18 protein-coding genes and 4 tRNA genes are annotated in these 19,404 nt (G+C 43.1%); 11 read left to right on the plus strand and 11 right to left on the minus strand.

Features of this window, described 5'->3' with window-relative positions; all coding sequences use genetic code 11:
- Nucleotides 1–292: 292 nt before the first annotated feature.
- From VLN09_RS07585 to VLN09_RS07615, 7 genes are all read left to right on the plus strand, one after another.
- Nucleotides 293–368, plus strand: a tRNA-Gln gene (locus VLN09_RS07585).
- A 242-nt stretch (nucleotides 369–610) separates the two neighbouring features.
- A tRNA-Gln gene (locus VLN09_RS07590) sits at nucleotides 611–686 on the plus strand.
- A 110-nt stretch (nucleotides 687–796) separates the two neighbouring features.
- A complete protein-coding gene (locus tag VLN09_RS07595) occupies nucleotides 797–1,744 on the plus strand; it encodes a ribose-phosphate pyrophosphokinase (protein WP_325245216.1) in 948 nt (315 codons plus the stop codon).
- Between the two features lie 407 nt (nucleotides 1,745–2,151).
- Complete coding sequence (locus tag VLN09_RS07600) at nucleotides 2,152–2,826, plus strand: 50S ribosomal protein L25/general stress protein Ctc (RefSeq protein ID WP_325245218.1); 675 nt, start codon at nucleotides 2,152–2,154, stop codon at nucleotides 2,824–2,826.
- Between the two features lie 192 nt (nucleotides 2,827–3,018).
- A complete protein-coding gene (gene pth / locus VLN09_RS07605) occupies nucleotides 3,019–3,600 on the plus strand; it encodes an aminoacyl-tRNA hydrolase (RefSeq protein ID WP_325245220.1) in 582 nt (193 codons plus the stop codon).
- Nucleotides 3,601–3,699: 99 nt separating this feature from the next.
- A complete protein-coding gene (panD, locus tag VLN09_RS07610) occupies nucleotides 3,700–4,080 on the plus strand; it encodes an aspartate 1-decarboxylase (RefSeq protein WP_011279481.1) in 381 nt (126 codons plus the stop codon).
- 294 nt (nucleotides 4,081–4,374) lie between these two features.
- On the plus strand, nucleotides 4,375–5,349 hold the full coding sequence (locus VLN09_RS07615) for a calcium/sodium antiporter (protein ID WP_325245224.1): 975 nt from the start codon (nucleotides 4,375–4,377) through the stop codon (nucleotides 5,347–5,349).
- Between the two features lie 42 nt (nucleotides 5,350–5,391).
- Here VLN09_RS07615 and VLN09_RS07620 read toward each other — a convergent pair whose 3' ends face one another.
- The 3 genes from VLN09_RS07620 to VLN09_RS07630 all read right to left on the minus strand — a co-directional run bounded on the left by VLN09_RS07620 (nucleotide 5,392) and on the right by VLN09_RS07630 (nucleotide 6,572).
- Nucleotides 5,392–6,045 carry an RDD family protein gene (locus VLN09_RS07620; protein ID WP_325245226.1) on the minus strand — a complete coding sequence of 218 codons (654 nt, stop codon included), beginning with the start codon at nucleotides 6,043–6,045 and terminating at the stop codon, nucleotides 5,392–5,394.
- Between the two features lie 174 nt (nucleotides 6,046–6,219).
- Nucleotides 6,220–6,296 (minus strand) — tRNA-Arg (locus tag VLN09_RS07625).
- Between the two features lie 186 nt (nucleotides 6,297–6,482).
- A tRNA-Ser gene (locus VLN09_RS07630) sits at nucleotides 6,483–6,572 on the minus strand.
- 247 nt (nucleotides 6,573–6,819) lie between these two features.
- Between VLN09_RS07630 and VLN09_RS07635 the strand changes: the two genes are divergently transcribed.
- Entirely contained in the window at nucleotides 6,820–7,614 is a 795-nt protein-coding gene (locus VLN09_RS07635; protein ID WP_325245228.1) for a hydroxymethylpyrimidine/phosphomethylpyrimidine kinase, read from the plus strand.
- A gap of 109 nt (nucleotides 7,615–7,723) precedes the next feature.
- Here the strand turns inward: VLN09_RS07635 and VLN09_RS07640 are convergent, their stop codons facing one another.
- The 5 genes from VLN09_RS07640 to ppx form a co-directional block, all read right to left on the minus strand.
- A complete protein-coding gene (locus VLN09_RS07640) occupies nucleotides 7,724–8,293 on the minus strand; it encodes a YggT family protein (protein WP_325245230.1) in 570 nt (189 codons plus the stop codon).
- A 135-nt stretch (nucleotides 8,294–8,428) separates the two neighbouring features.
- Nucleotides 8,429–9,262, minus strand: a complete 834-nt coding sequence (proC, locus tag VLN09_RS07645; RefSeq protein WP_325245232.1) for a pyrroline-5-carboxylate reductase — start codon at nucleotides 9,260–9,262, stop codon at nucleotides 8,429–8,431.
- Between the two features lie 167 nt (nucleotides 9,263–9,429).
- Nucleotides 9,430–11,004, minus strand: coding sequence for a tRNA lysidine(34) synthetase TilS (gene tilS, locus VLN09_RS07650; protein ID WP_325245234.1), 1,575 nt, complete (start codon nucleotides 11,002–11,004; stop codon nucleotides 9,430–9,432).
- Nucleotides 11,005–11,171: 167 nt separating this feature from the next.
- Nucleotides 11,172–11,975: an acetyl-CoA carboxylase carboxyltransferase subunit alpha gene (locus tag VLN09_RS07655; protein WP_325245236.1), complete on the minus strand. Its 804-nt coding sequence runs from the start codon at nucleotides 11,973–11,975 to the stop codon at nucleotides 11,172–11,174.
- A gap of 210 nt (nucleotides 11,976–12,185) precedes the next feature.
- Nucleotides 12,186–13,712, minus strand: a complete 1,527-nt coding sequence (gene ppx / locus VLN09_RS07660) for an exopolyphosphatase (protein ID WP_325245238.1) — start codon at nucleotides 13,710–13,712, stop codon at nucleotides 12,186–12,188.
- 408 nt (nucleotides 13,713–14,120) lie between these two features.
- Here ppx and VLN09_RS07665 point away from each other — a divergent pair, with 408 nt between their 5' ends.
- Complete coding sequence (locus VLN09_RS07665; RefSeq protein WP_325245240.1) at nucleotides 14,121–14,531, plus strand: DUF962 domain-containing protein; 411 nt, start codon at nucleotides 14,121–14,123, stop codon at nucleotides 14,529–14,531.
- An 83-nt stretch (nucleotides 14,532–14,614) separates the two neighbouring features.
- Here the strand turns inward: VLN09_RS07665 and hemL are convergent, their stop codons facing one another.
- Entirely contained in the window at nucleotides 14,615–15,916 is a 1,302-nt protein-coding gene (gene hemL / locus VLN09_RS07670; RefSeq protein WP_325245242.1) for a glutamate-1-semialdehyde 2,1-aminomutase, read from the minus strand.
- Between the two features lie 68 nt (nucleotides 15,917–15,984).
- A complete protein-coding gene (locus VLN09_RS07675) occupies nucleotides 15,985–16,338 on the minus strand; it encodes a zinc ribbon domain-containing protein YjdM (protein ID WP_325245244.1) in 354 nt (117 codons plus the stop codon).
- Nucleotides 16,339–16,634: 296 nt separating this feature from the next.
- On the opposite strand from VLN09_RS07675, the gene VLN09_RS07680 reads away from it, so the two are divergent.
- A complete protein-coding gene (locus VLN09_RS07680; protein ID WP_325245246.1) occupies nucleotides 16,635–17,402 on the plus strand; it encodes a folate-binding Fe/S cluster repair protein in 768 nt (255 codons plus the stop codon).
- A 52-nt stretch (nucleotides 17,403–17,454) separates the two neighbouring features.
- Nucleotides 17,455–18,774 (plus strand): D-amino acid dehydrogenase, encoded by a 1,320-nt coding sequence (locus VLN09_RS07685; RefSeq protein WP_325245247.1) that lies wholly within the window; start codon nucleotides 17,455–17,457, stop codon nucleotides 18,772–18,774.
- Nucleotides 18,775–18,870: 96 nt separating this feature from the next.
- Here VLN09_RS07685 and VLN09_RS07690 read toward each other — a convergent pair.
- Nucleotides 18,871–19,404 (minus strand): molybdopterin dinucleotide binding domain-containing protein (locus VLN09_RS07690; RefSeq protein WP_325245248.1); only part of this gene is annotated, 534 nt, incomplete at its 5' end.

Consider the following 19,404-nt stretch of genomic DNA (forward strand, 5'->3'; position numbering starts at 1 on the left):
TATTTAGCTTAGGGCAATCTCGCTGAACAGGATTACCTTCAGCCAACTGTAGCCCCCTTTCGGGCTTATAGATACGAGCAAGAGGTGCAATGGGATTCTTTTTTATAGTCACACAGTAAAACCCCCTTAATCCGTTAAACAATTGGCAATAATTAGGGGTGACGATTATTATCAGTTTTCACTAATAAGTCGCCTAACTCACCTCAGAGTTCACTCTTTACGAAAAAAAGCCATAAAAAGTCGCAAATGACTTGCAAAACTTGAAAATTTATTTATAATAGGTCGCCTCAATAGGGGTATAGCCAAGTTGGTAAGGCATCAGGTTTTGATCCTGACATCCGTTGGTTCGAGTCCAGCTACCCCTACCATTTTTAAGCTCAAAGCGTTTGATACGCATGTATTATAAGCAGTTTTAGATAGCCGCTTATCTTATTGACATTGACAACGTTATCCCAGTTTCGGTATAGTTCGCAATGAGCACCGTTAGGGAAAAGTTATGTTTTAGACGGTTTTTCCGTTTATCAGATAACGAACAGGTCGTGACGCTATTCTAACAATAACTGTTAAAAAAGTTGCTTTTAGATATCGACGTACACAGCCTAGACATTACAGGGGTATAGCCAAGTTGGTAAGGCATCAGGTTTTGATCCTGACATCCGTTGGTTCGAGTCCAGCTACCCCTACCATTTTTTACTGTAATAGTAGTCATCAATACTTTTCACCACTCTTTTCTGAATTTGAGCAGTTTGACACTGCTTAGCGGTCGCTGCTTGAGTCAATCAATAGGACTTCTGTCATGCCTTATTTGGCGATTTTTACGGGTAATGCCCACCCAGAATTAGCAAAAACCGTAGCCGATCATCTCCATATACCTCTTGGTAAAGCTGACATCACGCGTTTTTCTGATGGCGAAATTGCCGTAGAAATCAAAGAACACGTGCGCGGTAAAGATGTGTTTATCATGCAGCCTACTTGTGCACCAACCAATGACAATTTGATGGAAATCATGATGATGGCGGACGCCTTGCGTCGCTCTAGTGCTGGTCGTATTACAGCAGTCATGCCGTATTTTGGGTATGCCCGTCAAGACCGTCGTCCTCGTTCAGCTCGTGTACCTATCTCGGCTAAAGTCGTCGCTGACATGTTGAACATCGTCAGTATCGATCGCGTGATGACCGTTGATTTGCACTCAGATCAGATTCAGGGTTTCTTTGATATCCCAGTTGATAATATCTATGGCACGCCTGTGCTATTGAACGACTTACAAAAACAAGATTATGACAACATCATGGTCGTCTCTCCTGACGTCGGTGGCGTCGTACGTGCGCGCGCAATGGCTAAGCAGTTGGGCGATACTGACATGGCGATTATCGATAAACGCCGTGCCCGTGCCAATGAGTCACAAGTGATGCACATCATCGGTGATGTCCGTGACCGTGATTGCGTCATCGTTGATGACATGGTCGATACGGCAGGCACGCTATGTAAAGCTGCTGAAGCTCTAAAAGCAAACGGCGCACGCCGTGTAGTGGCTTATATCACTCACCCTGTTTTATCTGGTAATGCGCTTAAAAACATCAGCGAATCGGCATTGGATGAAATTGTGGTTACTGATACCATTCCATTGTCTGATGCTGCTAAAGCTTGTAGCAAAATTCGTCAAGTAAGCATTGCGCCAATGTTAGCTGAAAGCTTACGCCGTATTAATAATGAAGAATCTATCAGCGCCATGTTTGACGCTTAAGATTTGTTGTCAATAAAAAAAAGCGCCAAGTTTAGTTACTTGGCGCTTTTTTTGCTTAATGGTTTTGCGCTGTTGTTTGTATAGGTATTTTGCATAAGGGTTTTGCATAGCCATTTTACGTAGGTCTTTCTTATTATTACATAATCACGTATAATGCGCGCCTGTGCTGACCGTTTTTTATGATTTAAAGCTGTCAGTATGACCAAAAGTGCTGATCACGTTTAAAATAATGATTTTCTTGGTAATTTTTATCATAGCAATCATTAGGTTAAGCACATGGCTAGATTTGATTATGCGGCATTTATCACGCACGACAAATACTAGCTATCATCACGTATTAGTGGATTGGTCGCAAATCCACTTTTTTATGACCAGACACTTCATCATTTTTTTATAGGATTACATCCATGACTATTAATCATTTTGCATTAAACGCAGTTGATCGTTCTGCTGAGCTTCAAGGTAAAGGTGCGAGCCGCCGCCTACGTAAGCAGAACCTAGTTCCTGCTATCATCTATGGTGGTGGTGAGCAGCCAATAGCTATCTCTATCAAAATCAATGAGCTAGTAAAATCACTTGAATTTGAAGCGTTCTTCTCACACATTTTGACTTTGAATGTCGACGGCCAAGAGCATCAAGTCGTTATCAAAGATCTACAACGTCATCCAGTTAAAGGCTTCCCAATGCATGCTGATTTCCAGCGCGTTGTAAAAGGTCAAAAAATTCACATGAATGTTCCTGTGCATTTTACTGGTAAAGAAGAAGCTCCAGGTACTAAAGCTGCTGGCGTTTTATCAACGTTAGTAACGGACATCGAAATCATCTGCCTACCATCTCAGCTACCTGAATATTTAGAAGTAGACGTATCTGGTATGGAAATCGGTGATTTGTTCCGTCTATCAGATATCACTCTTCCTGAAGGCGTAGTTATTGCTGAGCTTGAATTAGAAGACGGTCATGACCGTACTATCGTAAACATGATGCCACCGACAGTTGAAGAAGTTGACGCAGCTGCTGAAGTTGATGCAACTGACGTACCTGCGACTGAGCAAGGTACTGACGAAAGCAAAGACGGCGAATAATAAACCAGCTTTGCATAGCGACCTATTGTCCGCTATGTAATACTAGGTTCATTTAGTCAAAAAAATAGCAGGTGATGCATATCTCCTGCTGTTTTTGTAAGTAAGGGTTAAGAAATCAGAGGTATGCTACTCAATGCATGGCACCTTCATAATCCTTACTATCCATTTATTATAGTCAAGCAGGGTGTTTTTATGGCCATAAAGCTTATTGTCGGTCTTGGTAATCCTGGTCAGCAGTATATGTTTACGCGTCATAATGCAGGGTTTTGGTTCGTTCATCATTTGGCGCAGCAGTTTAATATCGCCCTTGCCCCTGATAAAAAATTCCACGGGGTGACAGGTCGCGGGCAAATTCATGGCTATGATGTGCGTCTATTGATGCCGCTGACCTTTATGAATAAGTCAGGTCAGTCGGTCGTGCCTATGGTTAAATTTTATGGCATTAATAATGACGAGCTGCTGATTGTCCATGACGAGCTCGATATCCCAGCGGGTAGCATCAAGCTAAAAACCAACGGTGGTCATGGCGGTCATAACGGTCTGCGTGACATTACCCCGCATATTGGTAACGATTTTCATCGCCTGCGTGTGGGTATTGGTCATCCGGGCCATAAGTCTAAAGTCAGCGGTCATGTGCTCTCAAAAGCTTCTAATGATGAACAGATTGCGATTGATAGTGCTTTGTCAGCAGCATTTGACGCCTTGCCTTTATTATTAGGTGGTGATATCGAAAAAGCACGTGCACAAATTAATGGCTTTAAATTACCTAAATAAATGGCATTTTCATTATAATAGCCTTTTATTCTAATACGCTTGTCCCAATTAACGTTTTGATTTAACTCATTTATATCCGTTACACTAAGGAAGCAACCTATGCTACTTAATATGCTCAAGTGCAAATTACATCGCGCCCGTGTTACTCATGCTGAGCTACATTACGAAGGCTCATGCGGTATTGATGGTGATTTATTAGACCTTGCCGGTCTGCGTGAAAACGAATCGATCGATATCTACAATGTCACCAATGGTAAGCGCTTTCGCACCTACGCTATCCGCGCTGAAGCGGGCTCTGGTATCATCTCGCTAAATGGTGCAGCCGCTCATATGGCAGATTTAGGCGATATCGTTATCATCTGTGCCTATGCACATTTTGATGAAGTTGAAGCGTCAACGTATCAGCCAAGACTGGTCTATTGCAACGAAGACAATACGGTTAAAGACACCGCAAACATTATCCCTGTACAAGTGGCGTAAAGTGTTAGAAAACCGAAGTTTTGTGGATAAAGCAAGGATAAATAATCGACTAAGCTGTTGAAGTTATTCTTATTATCTGATCAAAACCTCTATGCCAATATGAAAGCTGAATCCACATTAAGATTCAGCTTTTTTTATGCCACTTTTATATTGCAAACTCATATTCTTATAATATTTTCACAAACCATAAGTGTCAGTAAAACCAATTTCAGCACGATGTTTATAGGCTAAACGAGTTTGACATGACTGATCGTATTTTTTGGGTTTGATATTATGAATTAAGGAAACATACTTATGTGGTTGGCAGTTATTGCAGTATTGATTGGTCTCGCCATTCTTGTTTGGAGTGCCGATGTTTTTATTGATGGTGCAATGGTCCTAGCAAAAAAGCTAAATGTACCCAGTTTTTTGATCGGAGTGTTAATCTTAGGAATAGGCACGTCAGCACCTGAGTTGGTGGTGTCAGTATTGGCAGCCCTTGAAGGTAGTCCTGATTTAGCACTAGGTAACGCCTACGGCTCTAATATTGTTAATATTGCATTAGTGTTGGGTGTAACGGTACTTATAAGCCCTATTATTATCCGTAAAGGTATCGTCAAGCGCGATCTACCGCTATTGTTATTGGTGACCATTCTGGCAGCCTGGCAGCTACGTGACGGGATGTTAAGCCAAGCTGATGGCCTATTGTTATTGATAGTTTTGGTGGCAGTATTGGGACTTCAAATTGTACTTAGTCTACGCGAAGGCAATCATGAACACGAAAATGATATTGTTATAGACAGCATAGAGCACACGGAACATAGCTTATCCCGAGGCTTAGGAAGCTTATTTGTTGGAATACTGATGCTTGTCGTGAGCTCACGTGCTATCGTTTGGGGCGCTATTGAATTAGCAACAGCTTTTGGGGTAAGCGAGCTCATTATTGGATTAACCATCGTCGCAATTGGTACGTCATTACCAGAGTTGGTATCTAGTGTATCAGCGGCCCGTAAAGGCGAGCATGACATGGCATTAGGAAATATTGTTGGCTCTAATATTTTTAATACTCTAGGCGTAGTGGGTGTTGCTGCAATTATTACCCCAATAACCGCTAATCCAATTATTTTGTCACGCGACGTTCTCGTAATGGGATTGATAACTTTGGTGCTCGTTGCGCTTTGTGTCTTTGCCTTTATGACCAAGCGCCAGTTTGGTCGCACCTCTGGTACTACATTAGTATTACTTTTTGTCGGTTATACTATATGGCTGATGCAAACCGCTAACCTGTAATACTTAAAGCGTATTGGAAGATTATAGCGATGATAATACTGTTTATTTTCCTTGCTTTCGGTTTTTAATTACCCGCCATAGTCCTTCATTCTCGGTCTTTGGCATTTTTAAGGTGATGGTATTCGATAGCATATCTTGCACTGCGAGACCACGCCGGTTGAATAAACAAAAAGCATAATTAAAAACAAATCCCAAAAATGCACTGGTTAATAAAATAGCACGCGAGCCACCGATGACACTACCAATGAGGCCGAATATAAGCGGCATGATACTGGCTGCTAAAATACGCTTAAAGGATTGCCCCCATGTGAGCAGATGACCATTGTTATTAACGGTTTTAAGCCTCCATGTCTGCATCCCAAGGGTTTGCCCACCTCGGCGCCAGAACAGCCCATAGAACCCCACCAGCGTCAGTATAAACGACGGCGTCATAATAGCGTTTTGATACCATGTTGGCAGCGACTGCGCTTGTGATGACTCGCTGCCTGTCTCCATCGTCAACAAGGTGCCAATCACCGTCAGCACCGTTCCTACCAAAAATAATAATGCTAAAATCAACATACCATCATAAAGAATCGCTGCCATACGAGTGCTAGGTTTAGCAATGGCTAGCTCTTCACCCCCAGAGGGATGAGGTGCTGACGCTTTATTTTTAGCAGCAGATTTGGTTGGTCGTTTAGGTAAACTCTTTGACATGTTACAAGCTCATAACCAGCAATGAATAATAGCGCTATTGTACCGTAATTCAGGCACTTATCGTACACTATACTCAGGATAGTCAATTGGATATGAAGAAATCGCAGACGTAAAAAAACCGCCAAATTGTCATAAGACAGGCGATTGATTTAGTAAATAAGTGATGATGTAAAATGGTGCGCTTGGAGAGATTCGAACTCCCGACCCCTTAGTTCGTAGCCAAGTGCTCTATCCAACTGAGCTACAAGCGCGTACTTTACACATCATTTACTGCTTTGTTAATAACAATTGCAGTAAATTAGGTTCGTTATTATATAGATAATTTCGCTTGTGTCAACATCTTTTTTAGTTAAATTCAAATTATTTTTTCATTTAACATAATAGAAGATAATTAACGCTATTTTTTTGCGTGATTACTCTAATAACAACGGAATAAATGGCGGTGAAGGAGGGATTCGAACCCTCGATACGCTTACACGTATGGTTCCTTAGCAGGGAACTGGTTTCAGCCACTCACCCACTTCACCTAACGATTTAAGACACTTATCAAAGTATTTTTACTAAAAATACCTCTTTAAACATAGTATCGATGCTAACGATACGTCTTATGCCGTGGGCGAGTATTATAGCAAAGCCAAAACGAATTGCAAGCATTCTATGAGCTTTTAATCATGCTTTTTGCATAATTAACGATTTAATGGTCTTTATGGCTTTTTTGGCAGAGGATGGCTATAGTATTTGCTACTTATTATAAAAGATATCAAAGGATGTGTTATGCGACCAGTCGTATTGTGCTTTTCAGGATTAGATCCCTCAGGTGGGGCAGGATTACAGGCGGATATTGAAGCCATCGGACAAGCAGGCGCTCATGCTGCCATCGCCTGTACTGCGATTACTGTACAAAGCTCGCAGCAGGTCATTGGCTTTGAGGCATGTACGGCAAGTTTGGTCAAAGATCAAGCCGTAGCAGTGCTCGATGATTTGCCTGTTACCGTTATTAAGTCAGGCATGCTTGGTACGACTGATAATATTGCTATGCTAACTAGCTTATTTGCTGATGAGACTATCCTTAAGGACACACCTTTTGTATTGGACCCAGTATTGGTCGCCAATAGTGGTGGCAGTCTGGGCGATGAGCAGACGCTGGTCAGCGCCTTTAAGCAGCTACTACCTTATGCCACCTTAATCACCCCAAATACCCATGAGCTGCGTGCCTTGAGTGCTGAGCAAGATTTGCATCTAGGTGCGCAAAAATTATGCGCACAAGGAACCTATGCAGTATTGGTAAAAACCTCACACGATTTTGATAGCGGTGATATTGAGCAGTATCTCTACGTAAAAGGTGAAATGGTACATAAAAGTATTTTGCCACGCTTAGATGGCGAGTTTCATGGTTCTGGCTGTTCGCTAGCCAGCTTTATTGCTGGACGGTTGGCAATAGGTGATGCGCTTATCGATGCAGTTAAGGCAGCGGATAGCTGGATTACTCAAACCTTACGTGCCGCTGATGTACCGCACCCTGAAGATGCTAAAGCGCAATTGATACCCAATCGCTTTGTCCGCTTTTAGTATTTAACTTTATATACACGACAAACATAAAAAAGGCGCTCTATCTTTGATAGAACGCCTTTTTGCTTGAATTTTTTATCACACAGTAAATCTTATTAACCTAGCTAGCTTAGCCCAACATCGGCATAAAGCTTGATGCCAATCCACCGATAAATATCTCAAGTAGATAAAAGGCAAAAAAGGCAATCATTGGCGATAAATCAAGCATGCCTAAGTTTGGCGTAATACGACGAAACGGTGCCAAAATTGGCTCTGCCAAATCAACAATAATACCGATAATCGGATGCTGAGATTGTGTAAATACTACAATCCAGCTAACGATGATAGAGCCGATGACAAGATAGCGGCACATGCGCAAAAAGTCTAAAACCAAGCTGATGGTGCCGGTAAAAAATAATGGCACTGGCGCAATACCTTTATGCGTTAATGCTGCTTTTCCTGCAATATCAATCAGGCGAATCAAAAACATCAGCACAATAGCAGCAATATTAATGCGACCTTGTCCGACGGTTGGAAAAATGCGTCCAAATACATCGACGATATGGGTCGCTTTATAAGCAGGCGCAATCATAGGATTACTAGCGTCCATACCGGCAAATTGCAGCATAAAACGAATAAACACCAACATCATGGCGATGGTAGTGACCAAATCAAAAATTTGCAATAATATGTTGTTCATGAAGCGCTACTCAATGTGACAGTATTAACGGGTTTTAGGATGACAAATGTCAGTATCAGGCGTTTTTTATGGTTATAAATAGGGTATCTTATGAATCATGACATACCCTATCAATAGAGTGTTTACAGTAGATGCTTATTTACTCATCTCTTCGCTTAACGCTTGGCTGCGATCATAGCAGGCTTGCATGGCTTCACTGATTTGACGACCGATGTCATTGGCTTGCATGGACTCAATCGCAGCTTGGGTCGTACCATTTGGCGAAGTCACTTTGCGACGTAATTCAGCAGGCGCATCTTCGCTACCCATTGCCATTTTTGCCGCACCTAGCATGGTTTGCATCGCGAGCGCCGAAGCTTGCTCTTTATCCAATCCTAAAGCTATTGCCCCATCGACCATCGATTCGATAATATAAAACATATAGGCTGGTGCTGAACCTGAGACTGCCGTTACTGCATGCATGTGTTCTTCCTTATCGACCCACATCACAAGCCCTGATGCTTCCATCACCGCAGTTGCCAGCTGCTTTTGTTCGGCAGAAATATCATCTGTACCATAGAGACCAGTCGCACCCATCTGAATCATCGCTGGTGTATTTGGCATCGCACGGACAATATTGCCATAACCACCCAACATGTCAGATAAAAGCGCTGTCGATAAACCTGCTGCCACTGAAATCACCAGCTGCTTGTCTAAGGCATCAGCAAAGCTACTGACCACTGCTTTCATGACTTGCGGCTTGACTGCTAGCACCACGATGTCAGCGTCGATAACAGCCGCTTTTGCATCGGTAGTTGGGTCAACCGTATTTAACCCTTTAGCAGATAATTGCGCGCGCGCCTCATTATTAGGATCGGCAACCGTAATGAGGCTCGGTTTGACACCGCAGCTCATAAGCCCGCTAATCAAAGCTTGCGCCATATTGCCGCCGCCGATAAAGCTGATTTTCTTATTATCTAATACTGACATACATGTCTCCTACTCAAAAAATGCAAAGGCATTTAAACTAACATAATGATAGGTAAAATGACACTCAGTTTACCATACTGCTACTGGCACCGTTTAGTAAATTCAGCAAGGGAACCATCGAGTTTAGCTGATGATAACCGCAATATCGCACATCACTTCTCTATTATTTAGAGGGGATTATTTGATCGTAAATAGCTATTCACAGTTGCAGCAAGATGCTTACTATCAGTATTAAACTTAGGATCTGATTTATCTGAGCCTAACACCCAGCGTTCAAAGGGCGATAATAACAATAAAGGCAGCTCTATCGTTATCTCGTCTTCTGCATTTCTAAACGTAACATGCACCACTGCCAAACTCTCACGCATCCATGATGGAATACCTAAAGTTTGATAAAGCTTTTTACCTACTTGCGGTCGGGTTGCCAGTGCGGTTTGGATGCGTGTGTTGCGATGTAATGGTGTTATTTTCAGCACTGGCTTTAATGTTGCCTTTAATGCTATATCATCTAATAGGCGCAACAGCTCATTTGGTATCATCTGCACTTGCCAAGTAATATTTTGGTCACTCCGTAAAGTGATTGATATGGGCTGATGCTCAGGTAAATGATTAGCCAGTAATAGAGGAACAGATAACGATAGCGTTTGCTCAGCAAGCGGCAGTTTAAGCCACTTAAGCCAGTCACTGCTAAGCCGATAAAGCTGCTGACGGTAACGACGAATAGTATAGGATTGCTTGCGACCTTGCCAAAAAAGCATCGTTTGATGGTCATGGTCATCACGTTGGCTTAAACCTAATACATCATCGACAAGCTGTTTAGCAGGCGGTAAAGGCTCATCTTGACCAAGCCAATGATGTAATAGTTGGCGCTGGCGATAAAGTGGTAATTGTTGTAGCTTATCTATATTTAGCACGCGCTGTGCAGGTAATAGCTGTAATGATGCTACCTCTGTTTGCTGTAAATCCTTTGCCGCTTGTGCATTAACTATTAATTGCGCATCGCTTAGTAGCTGCGCACTCCGAGCAATATTATCAATGACATTAGGATTGTATTTCGCCAACACTGGCATGATGTCACGGCGCAGTCCACTACGGACATTATCACCGCCTTCATTGGTCGGATCATCGATATAGGGTAGCTTTAGGCGCTTAGCATAGGCGCTAATACTAGCGCGCTGTATGGTAAGCCAAGGTCGCCATAATACAATGCGATGCATGCCCTGCGTTTGTACACGCCACGGCTGCATACCTGACAAACCATTCGCCCCAGCCCCTTGAATTAGGCGCATCAATACTGTTTCTGCTTGGTCATCAGCATGGTGTGCTAACAATAAAACATCATTTTGATTGAGTTGCGCGCGCATCACGTCATAACGTGCTTGCCGTGCCGCTTGCTCATCATGTCCGATGACGTGCGCCTGCAAAATAGTGCAAGGTATCTTTTGAGCAGCTGCCCAATCAGTCACATGCTGCGCCCAAATATTACTATTCGCTTGCAGGCCATGATTGACATGCAATAGTTGCGGTAAAAATGGCAGCTTACCTTGGTTATAGAGCTGCACACAAAGCGCTGCTAATGCCAATGAATCACGCCCACCACTACAGGCCAGCCAAACTCGACGACCATGTAGTTGTTCGCCATACTCAATCAAGCTACTTAATAATGCTTCTGCCAGCTTCGTATCTATCGGCAGCTCTAGAATTGGCTCAATAGGATATGGGAGGATTGCACTATTAGTCATTATTAACCTTATTAATCATTAAACTACTCTAAAGCCAATGCAGTTTTGCTAGGATAAATGAATCCGCACAAAAAAACGTGCCATAAAATGACACGTTTTTATTTTAACATTAAGCACAGACCTTCAGTGCTAAAAGCTAACCATTAGCCATCTAGCAGCCTAGAGCACTAGCAAGGCAACATCACTTCTGAGTTAAAGGATTTCAGCTTTTCATAACGCTGCTCACAACGCTCATGCGCATCCAAATCTTTAAGCTCGTCTAGTTGCTCAACGAGTAATGCTTTTAGCGCATTCATGACTGGCTGTGGCTGCACATGGGCACCCTCGCCTTCGTCGATAACCGCATCAATCAAGCCCATCTGATAGAGATTAATGGCATTTAACTTTAATGCTTCACTAGCATCTTGCGCTTTTTCAGCCGTTTTCCACAGAATAGAGGCACAGCCTTCAGGTGAAATGACTGAATAAATACTGTTTTGTAGCATATTCACTTTATCACCAACCCCAATTGCCAATGCACCGCCTGAACCGCCTTCACCAATGATAGTAACGATGATAGGCACTTTTAGACTTGAAAACACAGCAATGCTTTCGGCAATGGCTTGCGCCTGTCCCCGCTCTTCCGCGCCAATACCAGGATAAGCGCCTTGGGTATCGACAAAGGTCATCACCGGAATATTAAAGCGCTCAGCCATTTTGACCAAACGAATAATTTTACGATAGCCTTCAGGGTTTGCCATACCAAAATTATGAGCAATGCGCTCGCGGGTGCTACGACCACGGTGTTGTCCAACGACCATCACTGGCATACCGTTTAGGCGCGCAAGCCCACCTAGAATGGCTTTGTCATCAGCAAAAGCACGGTCACCATGTAACTCATCAAATTCGGTAAACAGCTGATTCACATAATCCATAAATAATGGACGTTTGGCATGCCGTGCAAGCTGAACGCTATCCCAGACGGTACTCATAGACGCTTCCCTTTCGTAATTATGTTTAATAGAGCGATGTTAAATAATGGCATTATTATCAGTACTAAAAGATTAAAAGTACAGTTGTAAACTCAATAAAACTATAATAGCACATCTTATATGCCATAACATTACCGACAACACCGCTTTTGTTACGTTATTTTTAATCAAATTCAGACTATATCTATAACAGTCTAAACGGATAAATCTTTAACCCTCAACGACGCTCAACTTGACGCCCCATTTGGCAAATTGTTCAATTTCGGTATGCAAATCTGATAATAAGAAAGCATAATGCTCACTATCGTCACTGACCGTTATTTGCCAGCAGTTCTCATCCATCACTTTTAGCGCTAACGCTGGTAACTCATAGTCACTGCGACTATGGTGCGCCAGTACTGCCAAACGTAGCAGTAGACAGAGATAAACGAGCTGATTACCACCGATAGTACAGGTCTGCTCTAGCATGTCTACTTTTAGCTTACGGCGATGATTGAGCATCAGCTGCGCCATACGCTTTTGGTCAACTTGCGAGAACCCAGGAATATCAGAGTATTCCATCAAGTAGGCGCTGTGTTTATGATAGCTGCTATGAGCAATCGCTAACCCTATCTCGTGCAAAAACGCTGCTCGTCTGAGCAAATCACCGTCTTCGGTACTGAGTCCTAGTTGCGCTTGTACTTGCTCAAATAGGCGACGACTGGTTTTGACCACTTGCTTAGCTTGATTTTTATCACCCGAATACCGTTTAATCAATGCCAGCACACTGCGGTCACGCACATCTTCGCTGGCAAAACGCCCAAGCATATCGTACATCACGCCTTCACGTAACGCCCCATCAGAGTAAGTGATGGTATCAATACCTAGCACTTGCATGGCAGCTCGTAAGACAGCAACTCCCGCTGGAAATACGGCTTTGCGATGCTCTTTGACGCCTTCTAACTCAATATCATCGACATTACCAATCTTAAGCAATAATTTTTCTAATTTTTTGACCCCTTTATAAGTGATACGTTCTTGCTCATCCGCCCAGCCCTTAGAGACCAAGACATTACGCACCGCTTTAATCGTCCCACTTGAGCCAATGACACTGCTCCAACCCATTTTTTGGTAGCGACCATTGATTGCCAAAATCTCCTTACGTGCGCTTGAGATGGCATTATTGAACGCTTCTTTGGTAATTTGCCCATCAGCAAAGTATTTTTGTGTAAAGGAGACACAGCCCATCTGTAAACTTTCAGTCAATAGTGGATCAAACTCCTGACCAATAATAAATTCTGTTGAGCCGCCACCAATATCAATGACCAAACGCTTATCGCTACTGGCATTGGTATGCGAGACGCCCAAATAAATCAAGCGCGCCTCTTCACGTCCTGCAATAATCTCAATAGGCTTGGGTAAGATTTTATTAGCATGAACGATAAAATCATTGGCGTTTTTGGCTTGACGTAAAGCATTGGTTGCGACGATACGGATACGCTCAGGAGGTACAGAATCTAAGCGTGCGACAAAACGGCTCAGACATTCTAGACCACGCTTTTCAGCTGCCGCACTCAAAATATTGTTTTCGTCCAATCCAGCCGCCAGCTGCACTTTTTCAGACATAGACACTACTTTTCGCACCTCACCATGATCAAGGCGAGCAATGGCGAGATGAAAACTGTTGGAGCCAATATCAATGGCTGCCATCATTTCATCTTCTGCAAGTGGTGGGTTCTTTAGATAGTCAATAGGCATAAGTGAGGTCATTACCGTGTCAAATAAAAAGATATTTAAAAGGACTTAATCTTTTAAAAAAGAGAATACATTGAGTCAGAAATAAGAGTTCTTTAATTATAAAAACGCGACCAATCACGCGGACGTGCACAATTTTCGCCATTAAAACATGTATGCTAAAGGCTAGCAAGTGAGCGCCTACAACTGCCAAACATTGAAGACAAGCAAGTTAAACCAACTTTTAAACTAAAAGATATCATCTACTCTTAGCACTTATTTGTCCAAAATTGACTTGCTACGGTCGCCATTGTCTATATTATAATAGAGAACAAGCGCTTACCGATGGTAATTATGGTATCAAGCTATTTCATTCTGCTATAAGACCTCATCACGGATGGATGAGACATACTCTGCAAGGAAGCCAAATCAATGAATAACAGCGCCACACCAACATCACTAGCTAAAGTCACAGCGGCTAAAAACGATACCCAGAACCAGCTGATAAAAGCAGACGACTCAGTCAAACAATCATTTTATGATTTTTATCTGAATGAACATCAAAATATGGCGTGTCGTCGATTACATTTTGCAGGCAGTAGTTTTGGATTAATCGGCTTGGCCAAATCTGTTAAGAGCCGTTCAGTAAAGCCTCTGCTTAAAGGCGTTGTCGCAGGATATGGCTGTGCTTGGATTGGACATTTTTTCTTTGAAAAGAATAAGCCCGCCTCTTTTAAATCCCCATTAAAAAGTTTTGCCAGTGATTTTCGTATGTATGCGGATGTGCTGCGCGGTAATTTAAGCTTAACAGATAAGAAGTTCGATAAAATACGGACACACTAAGACTCGTATTTATTATCAATAAAAAAAACCAGCATGATCTCTCATACTGGTTCTTTTAAGCATGTGAGTCTTAGATAAACTCGTTATGCTTTTGCCATTTCTGCAAATATCTCATCAGCGGCTTTAATAGACGCTTCGATATCTTCAGCACTATGCTTGATAGACATAAAGCCGGCCTCATAAGCAGACGGTGCAAGGTAGATACCGCGATCAAGCATACCGTGGAAGAAAGTGTTAAACACATCCATATCACACTCGGTCACGTCATCAAAGTTTTGAGGGACAGTGGTCGCACTGTCTTTGACAAAGAACATACCAAACATACCACCCAATTTATTGGTACGCATATTGATACCATGCTTGTCAGCAGCCGCTTGGAAGCCATCAACTAAATGATCTACTTTCGCTGCTAGCTCGTCATAAAAACCCTCGGCAGTTAAGTCTTCAAACATGGCTATACCGGCGCGCATCGCTAATGGATTACCGGATAATGTACCCGCTTGATAGACACCGCCAAGTGGCGCGATACAAGACATGACATTTTTTTTGCCACCGAAAGCACCAACAGGTAGACCCGCACCAATGATTTTACCAAAGCAGGTTAAGTCAGGGTCGATACCAAAATGCGCTTGCGCACCGCCAAGTCCGACGCGAAAGCCGGTCATCACTTCATCAAAAATCAATACTGCGCCATTGGCAGTACACTGCTCGCGCAACGTATCATGGAACTCTTGGCTCGGAATCACCATGTTCATGTTACCAGCGATAGGCTCTAAGATAACGCAGGCAATTTCTTCGCCCCATTTCTCAAAACAATCTTTAATCGCTTGTGGGTCATTATAACGAATGGTAATCGTGTGCTTGGCAAAATCTGCTGGCACACCTTTTGATGTGGGCTCACCAATATCCAGCATGCCTGAACCTGCTTTTACTAGTAGACTATCTGAATGACCATGGTAGCAACCTTCGAACTTGACGATTTTGTCGCGCTGAGTATAACCACGTGCCAGACGAATCGCACTCATGGTCGCCTCTGTACCTGAGCTGGTCATACGGATCATTTCAACACTCGGAACGATTTCACAAATCTTATCAGCAACGGTAGTTTCAAAAGGCGTTGGCGTACCAAAGCTTAGACCGTCATCAGCAGCTTTTTTGACCGCATCAATGACTTTTGGATGGGCATGACCCAAAATCATTGGCCCCCAAGAGCCAACATAATCAATATAAGCATTGTCTTCAGTATCATAAATCTTACTCCCGTTGGCACGATGCATAAAGATTGGCGTACCACCGACCCCTGCAAAAGCACGGACAGGTGAGTTTACACCACCAGGGATATGCTTACGTGCTTGCGCGAATAGCTGTTCGTTTTTAGTGCTCATCGTCATTCTCTACTTAATCGTTTTTTATTTAGTGATTTGTATTACTTTATTCACAATAAATGTACAGCTTATGCCTTTTTAACCACGGATGATTTAAGCTTCATCGGACCATAGCCATCAAGTTTACAGTCGATATCGTGACCATCGGTAGCGTCTGGCAATAGGCGAATGCTTTTTGCTTTGGTTCCTACTTTGATGATGGTTGAAGAGCCTTTGACTTTCAAATCTTTAATGACGGTCACGGCATCGCCGTCTTGCAATTCATTACCAACGGCATCGCGAATGACCGTATCTTGATCTTCAGATTGTGCTACATCGGTTTCTGCCGCTGTCCATTCATGAGCACACATCGGGCATACTAGTAACGCGCCATCTTCATACGTATATTCAGCATCACATTTCGGACAATTTGGTAAGCTCATAATTCCCTCGGCAGCCATCATACATTAGGTTTATTCCAGAGCTTATATTGTACCGTAACTCGTCATCTTTAACCAATTTGTGCGCTTGAAAACCACTGGCTGTGCCCAATTTAACGCTTGATAGCCATCTTAACGATGACGTTTTTTATGAGGGTGTGTTTTGTGGTACTCTTCTTAACCTTATATGATTTTATAGTTGTCTGTCTTCTCATAAACATCTGACATACCACTTTTATGACCCTTATTTTCAACCTTTAACGATTTATGAAAAACCTCTCATTATAGGGATAATAACAATGACTCAATCTATCAATGCAGCGGCATTGCCGCAGTTTTCCCAATTGTCTATCCAAGGCGAGGATGCCGAAAAATTCTTACAAGGACAATTAACTTGTGACGTCACCAAGCTCGGACTTAGTTATCAAGCCGCAGCCATCGGTAATTTAAAAGGTCGCATAGAATTTGGCATCTGGATTAAAAAACAGGCTGAAAAGCATTTTGACGTGGTCATCAGTGCCGATTGCGCAGATGCTTTCCAAGGACATTTAAAAAAATTTGGTGCATTTTCAAAGTTTGATACCAGTGCCCCAATGCCGATTTATCCTTGTGTTATTGATAGTGTGCCGACTTTTAGCCATCAGAACGACCACAATACGTCTGAGAATATCCAAGCTTGGATGCAGTCTAGTATCGCGACTGGCAACTATTGGATAGTGGCAGCGACGCAAGGCGAGTTCCAACCGCAAGAGCTGCGTCTACATCAGCGCGGCGGTATGGACTATGATAAAGGCTGTTATTTGGGTCAAGAAGTGATTGCCCGTATTTACTTTAAATCAGCGCCGAAAGCGTTTTTGCACTATGTAAAAGGAACAAGTGTAAAAGGCTCAGATACAACCCCTGCCGCTGGTGAAAAACTGGATAAGGTACAAGTGGTCAATGCGATTGCTACTAGTGAGGGCTTTGAGGCATTGGTCGTGGCTCGTCCAGAGCAGTTGGCTGAAAGTAGTCTTACTCTATTGGATTTACCGCCAGCGCTACAAGCGGATGTTGCTCGTCCAAAGTAATACCAGATAAGCACGTTCTCATCTATTTTTATCAATCGCAGCAGAGTAATCTATGACCCATATTGCGGTACTCGGAGCAGGCGTGGTGGGCGTGACCACCGCATGGTATCTACGCCAAGCAGGCTATGATGTGACTGTGATTGAGCGTGAATCTGGCGCAGGTATGCAAACCTCATTTGCCAATGGCGGACAGATATCTGTCTCGCATGCCACTCCTTGGGCAAATCCTACTGCACCGATAAAAGCGTTAAAATGGCTATTTAAAGAAGATGCGCCGCTGCTATATCGTCTGCGTGCTGATAAGGCACAACTTAAATGGGCAATGCAATTCTTGCAAGAGTGCCGTGCAGATCGTGCTGATGCTAATTTGGTACAAATGGTACGCTTAGGATTATACTCACGCGATGCTTTACAACAATTACGTACTGATATTGGCATTGATTATGAACAGCAAACGCGCGGCATCATGCATTTTTATACCAATCAAGCTGAGTTTGATGCTGCGATAGCGCCTACAGAGCGTATGCAGGCGCTCGGCTGCGAGCGTTATGTTATTGACATCAATAATGCCGTTAGTCTCGAGCCAGCACTTTATCCCATTGCGCATAAGCTCAAAGGCGCGACGTATACCAGCCATGATGAGTCAGGTAATGCTCATTTATTTACCCAGCGTTTAGCTGAACACTGCGCCGAGGATGGCGTTAAGTTTTTATATGATACTGAGATTGTAGCGATTAATACGGATGCTGACTCTGCGCGTCCGCACGTACATAGCATTACCATTCGACCCAAAGGCGAAAATGCGCAAACCTTTAGCGCTGATAGTCATGTATTGGCGCTTGGTAGTTATAGCGTCGCCTTAATGAAACCCCTTAATATGCATCTGCCTATTTTCCCTGCTAAAGGCTACTCAGCCACTTATCAAATCAATCCACGAGCACCCCATCTAGCACCCTTTGTCAGTTTGATTGATGATGAGTTTAAACTGGTGACTTCACGTCTTGGTGATAAATTGCGAGTGGCAGGGACAGCAGAGTTTAACGGCTACAACTTAGATTTGAATACCGTACGCTGTGAAGCCATCACTCGCCGCGTGCAGCAGTTATTTCCTAAAGGCATCATTGCCAGCTCTGTACAATATTGGACAGGGTTACGACCAATGACACCATCAAATGTACCATTAATAGGACGCGCCCATCTTGGTCAAGTTCGTCATGGCAGTCGCAATATGCAAGCGGCTTTTGATAATTTATGGCTGAATACTGGTCATGGTACGCTTGGCTGGACCCATGCTTGCGGCTCGGCTAAAGCGATTAGCTTACTAATACAAGGCGAGATACCTGAGGTTGATTTTGATTTTATCGGTATCTAGATTTAGTCTAAGACAAATTAATAAGGTAAATAAAAAGCGCTTATCATTATAAATAAGTGCTTTCGAGTCCAACTTTAACTATAGTACTGATTGCATTTATGCAGCGCTACCCGACTCAGCTTTTGAATGTGACGAAGAGTTCGAACTGTCTGACTTAGCAGCTTCTGAGAATATAGTTTCTGCATGTATAGCTTCCAATTGCACAGGCACCCCGTTCACCGCGGCATTACCGCTTAACTCATCAATCAAAGTATCATCTGTCAAGTCATTCACACTGACGCCTGCATGCGCTTGGGCGATTTTTTGCTTCACGCCTTTGCGACCATGTCCAAAACCATGTGGAATACTCACGACATTTGGCATCAACTCATCAGTAACTTCTGCTGGAATAATTACGCTACCGACGCGCGAGGTGACTCTGACATCTTGACCATCTTGTATACCGTACTGCTCAGCCGTCTCAGGATGTAGCATCAGGGTGCAGCGTGGCTTACCTTTGACCAAGCGATGACTGTTGTGCAGCCATGAATTATTACTACGGACATGACGACGACCAATCAATAAAATCTCGCTATCATCATAATCTTGCATCATCGCTTGCACGCGGGCAAGATCTGCTTGGTAAAAATC

This window comes from Psychrobacter sp. (assembly GCF_035469765.1).
Taxonomy (GTDB): Bacteria; Pseudomonadota; Gammaproteobacteria; order Pseudomonadales; family Moraxellaceae; genus Psychrobacter.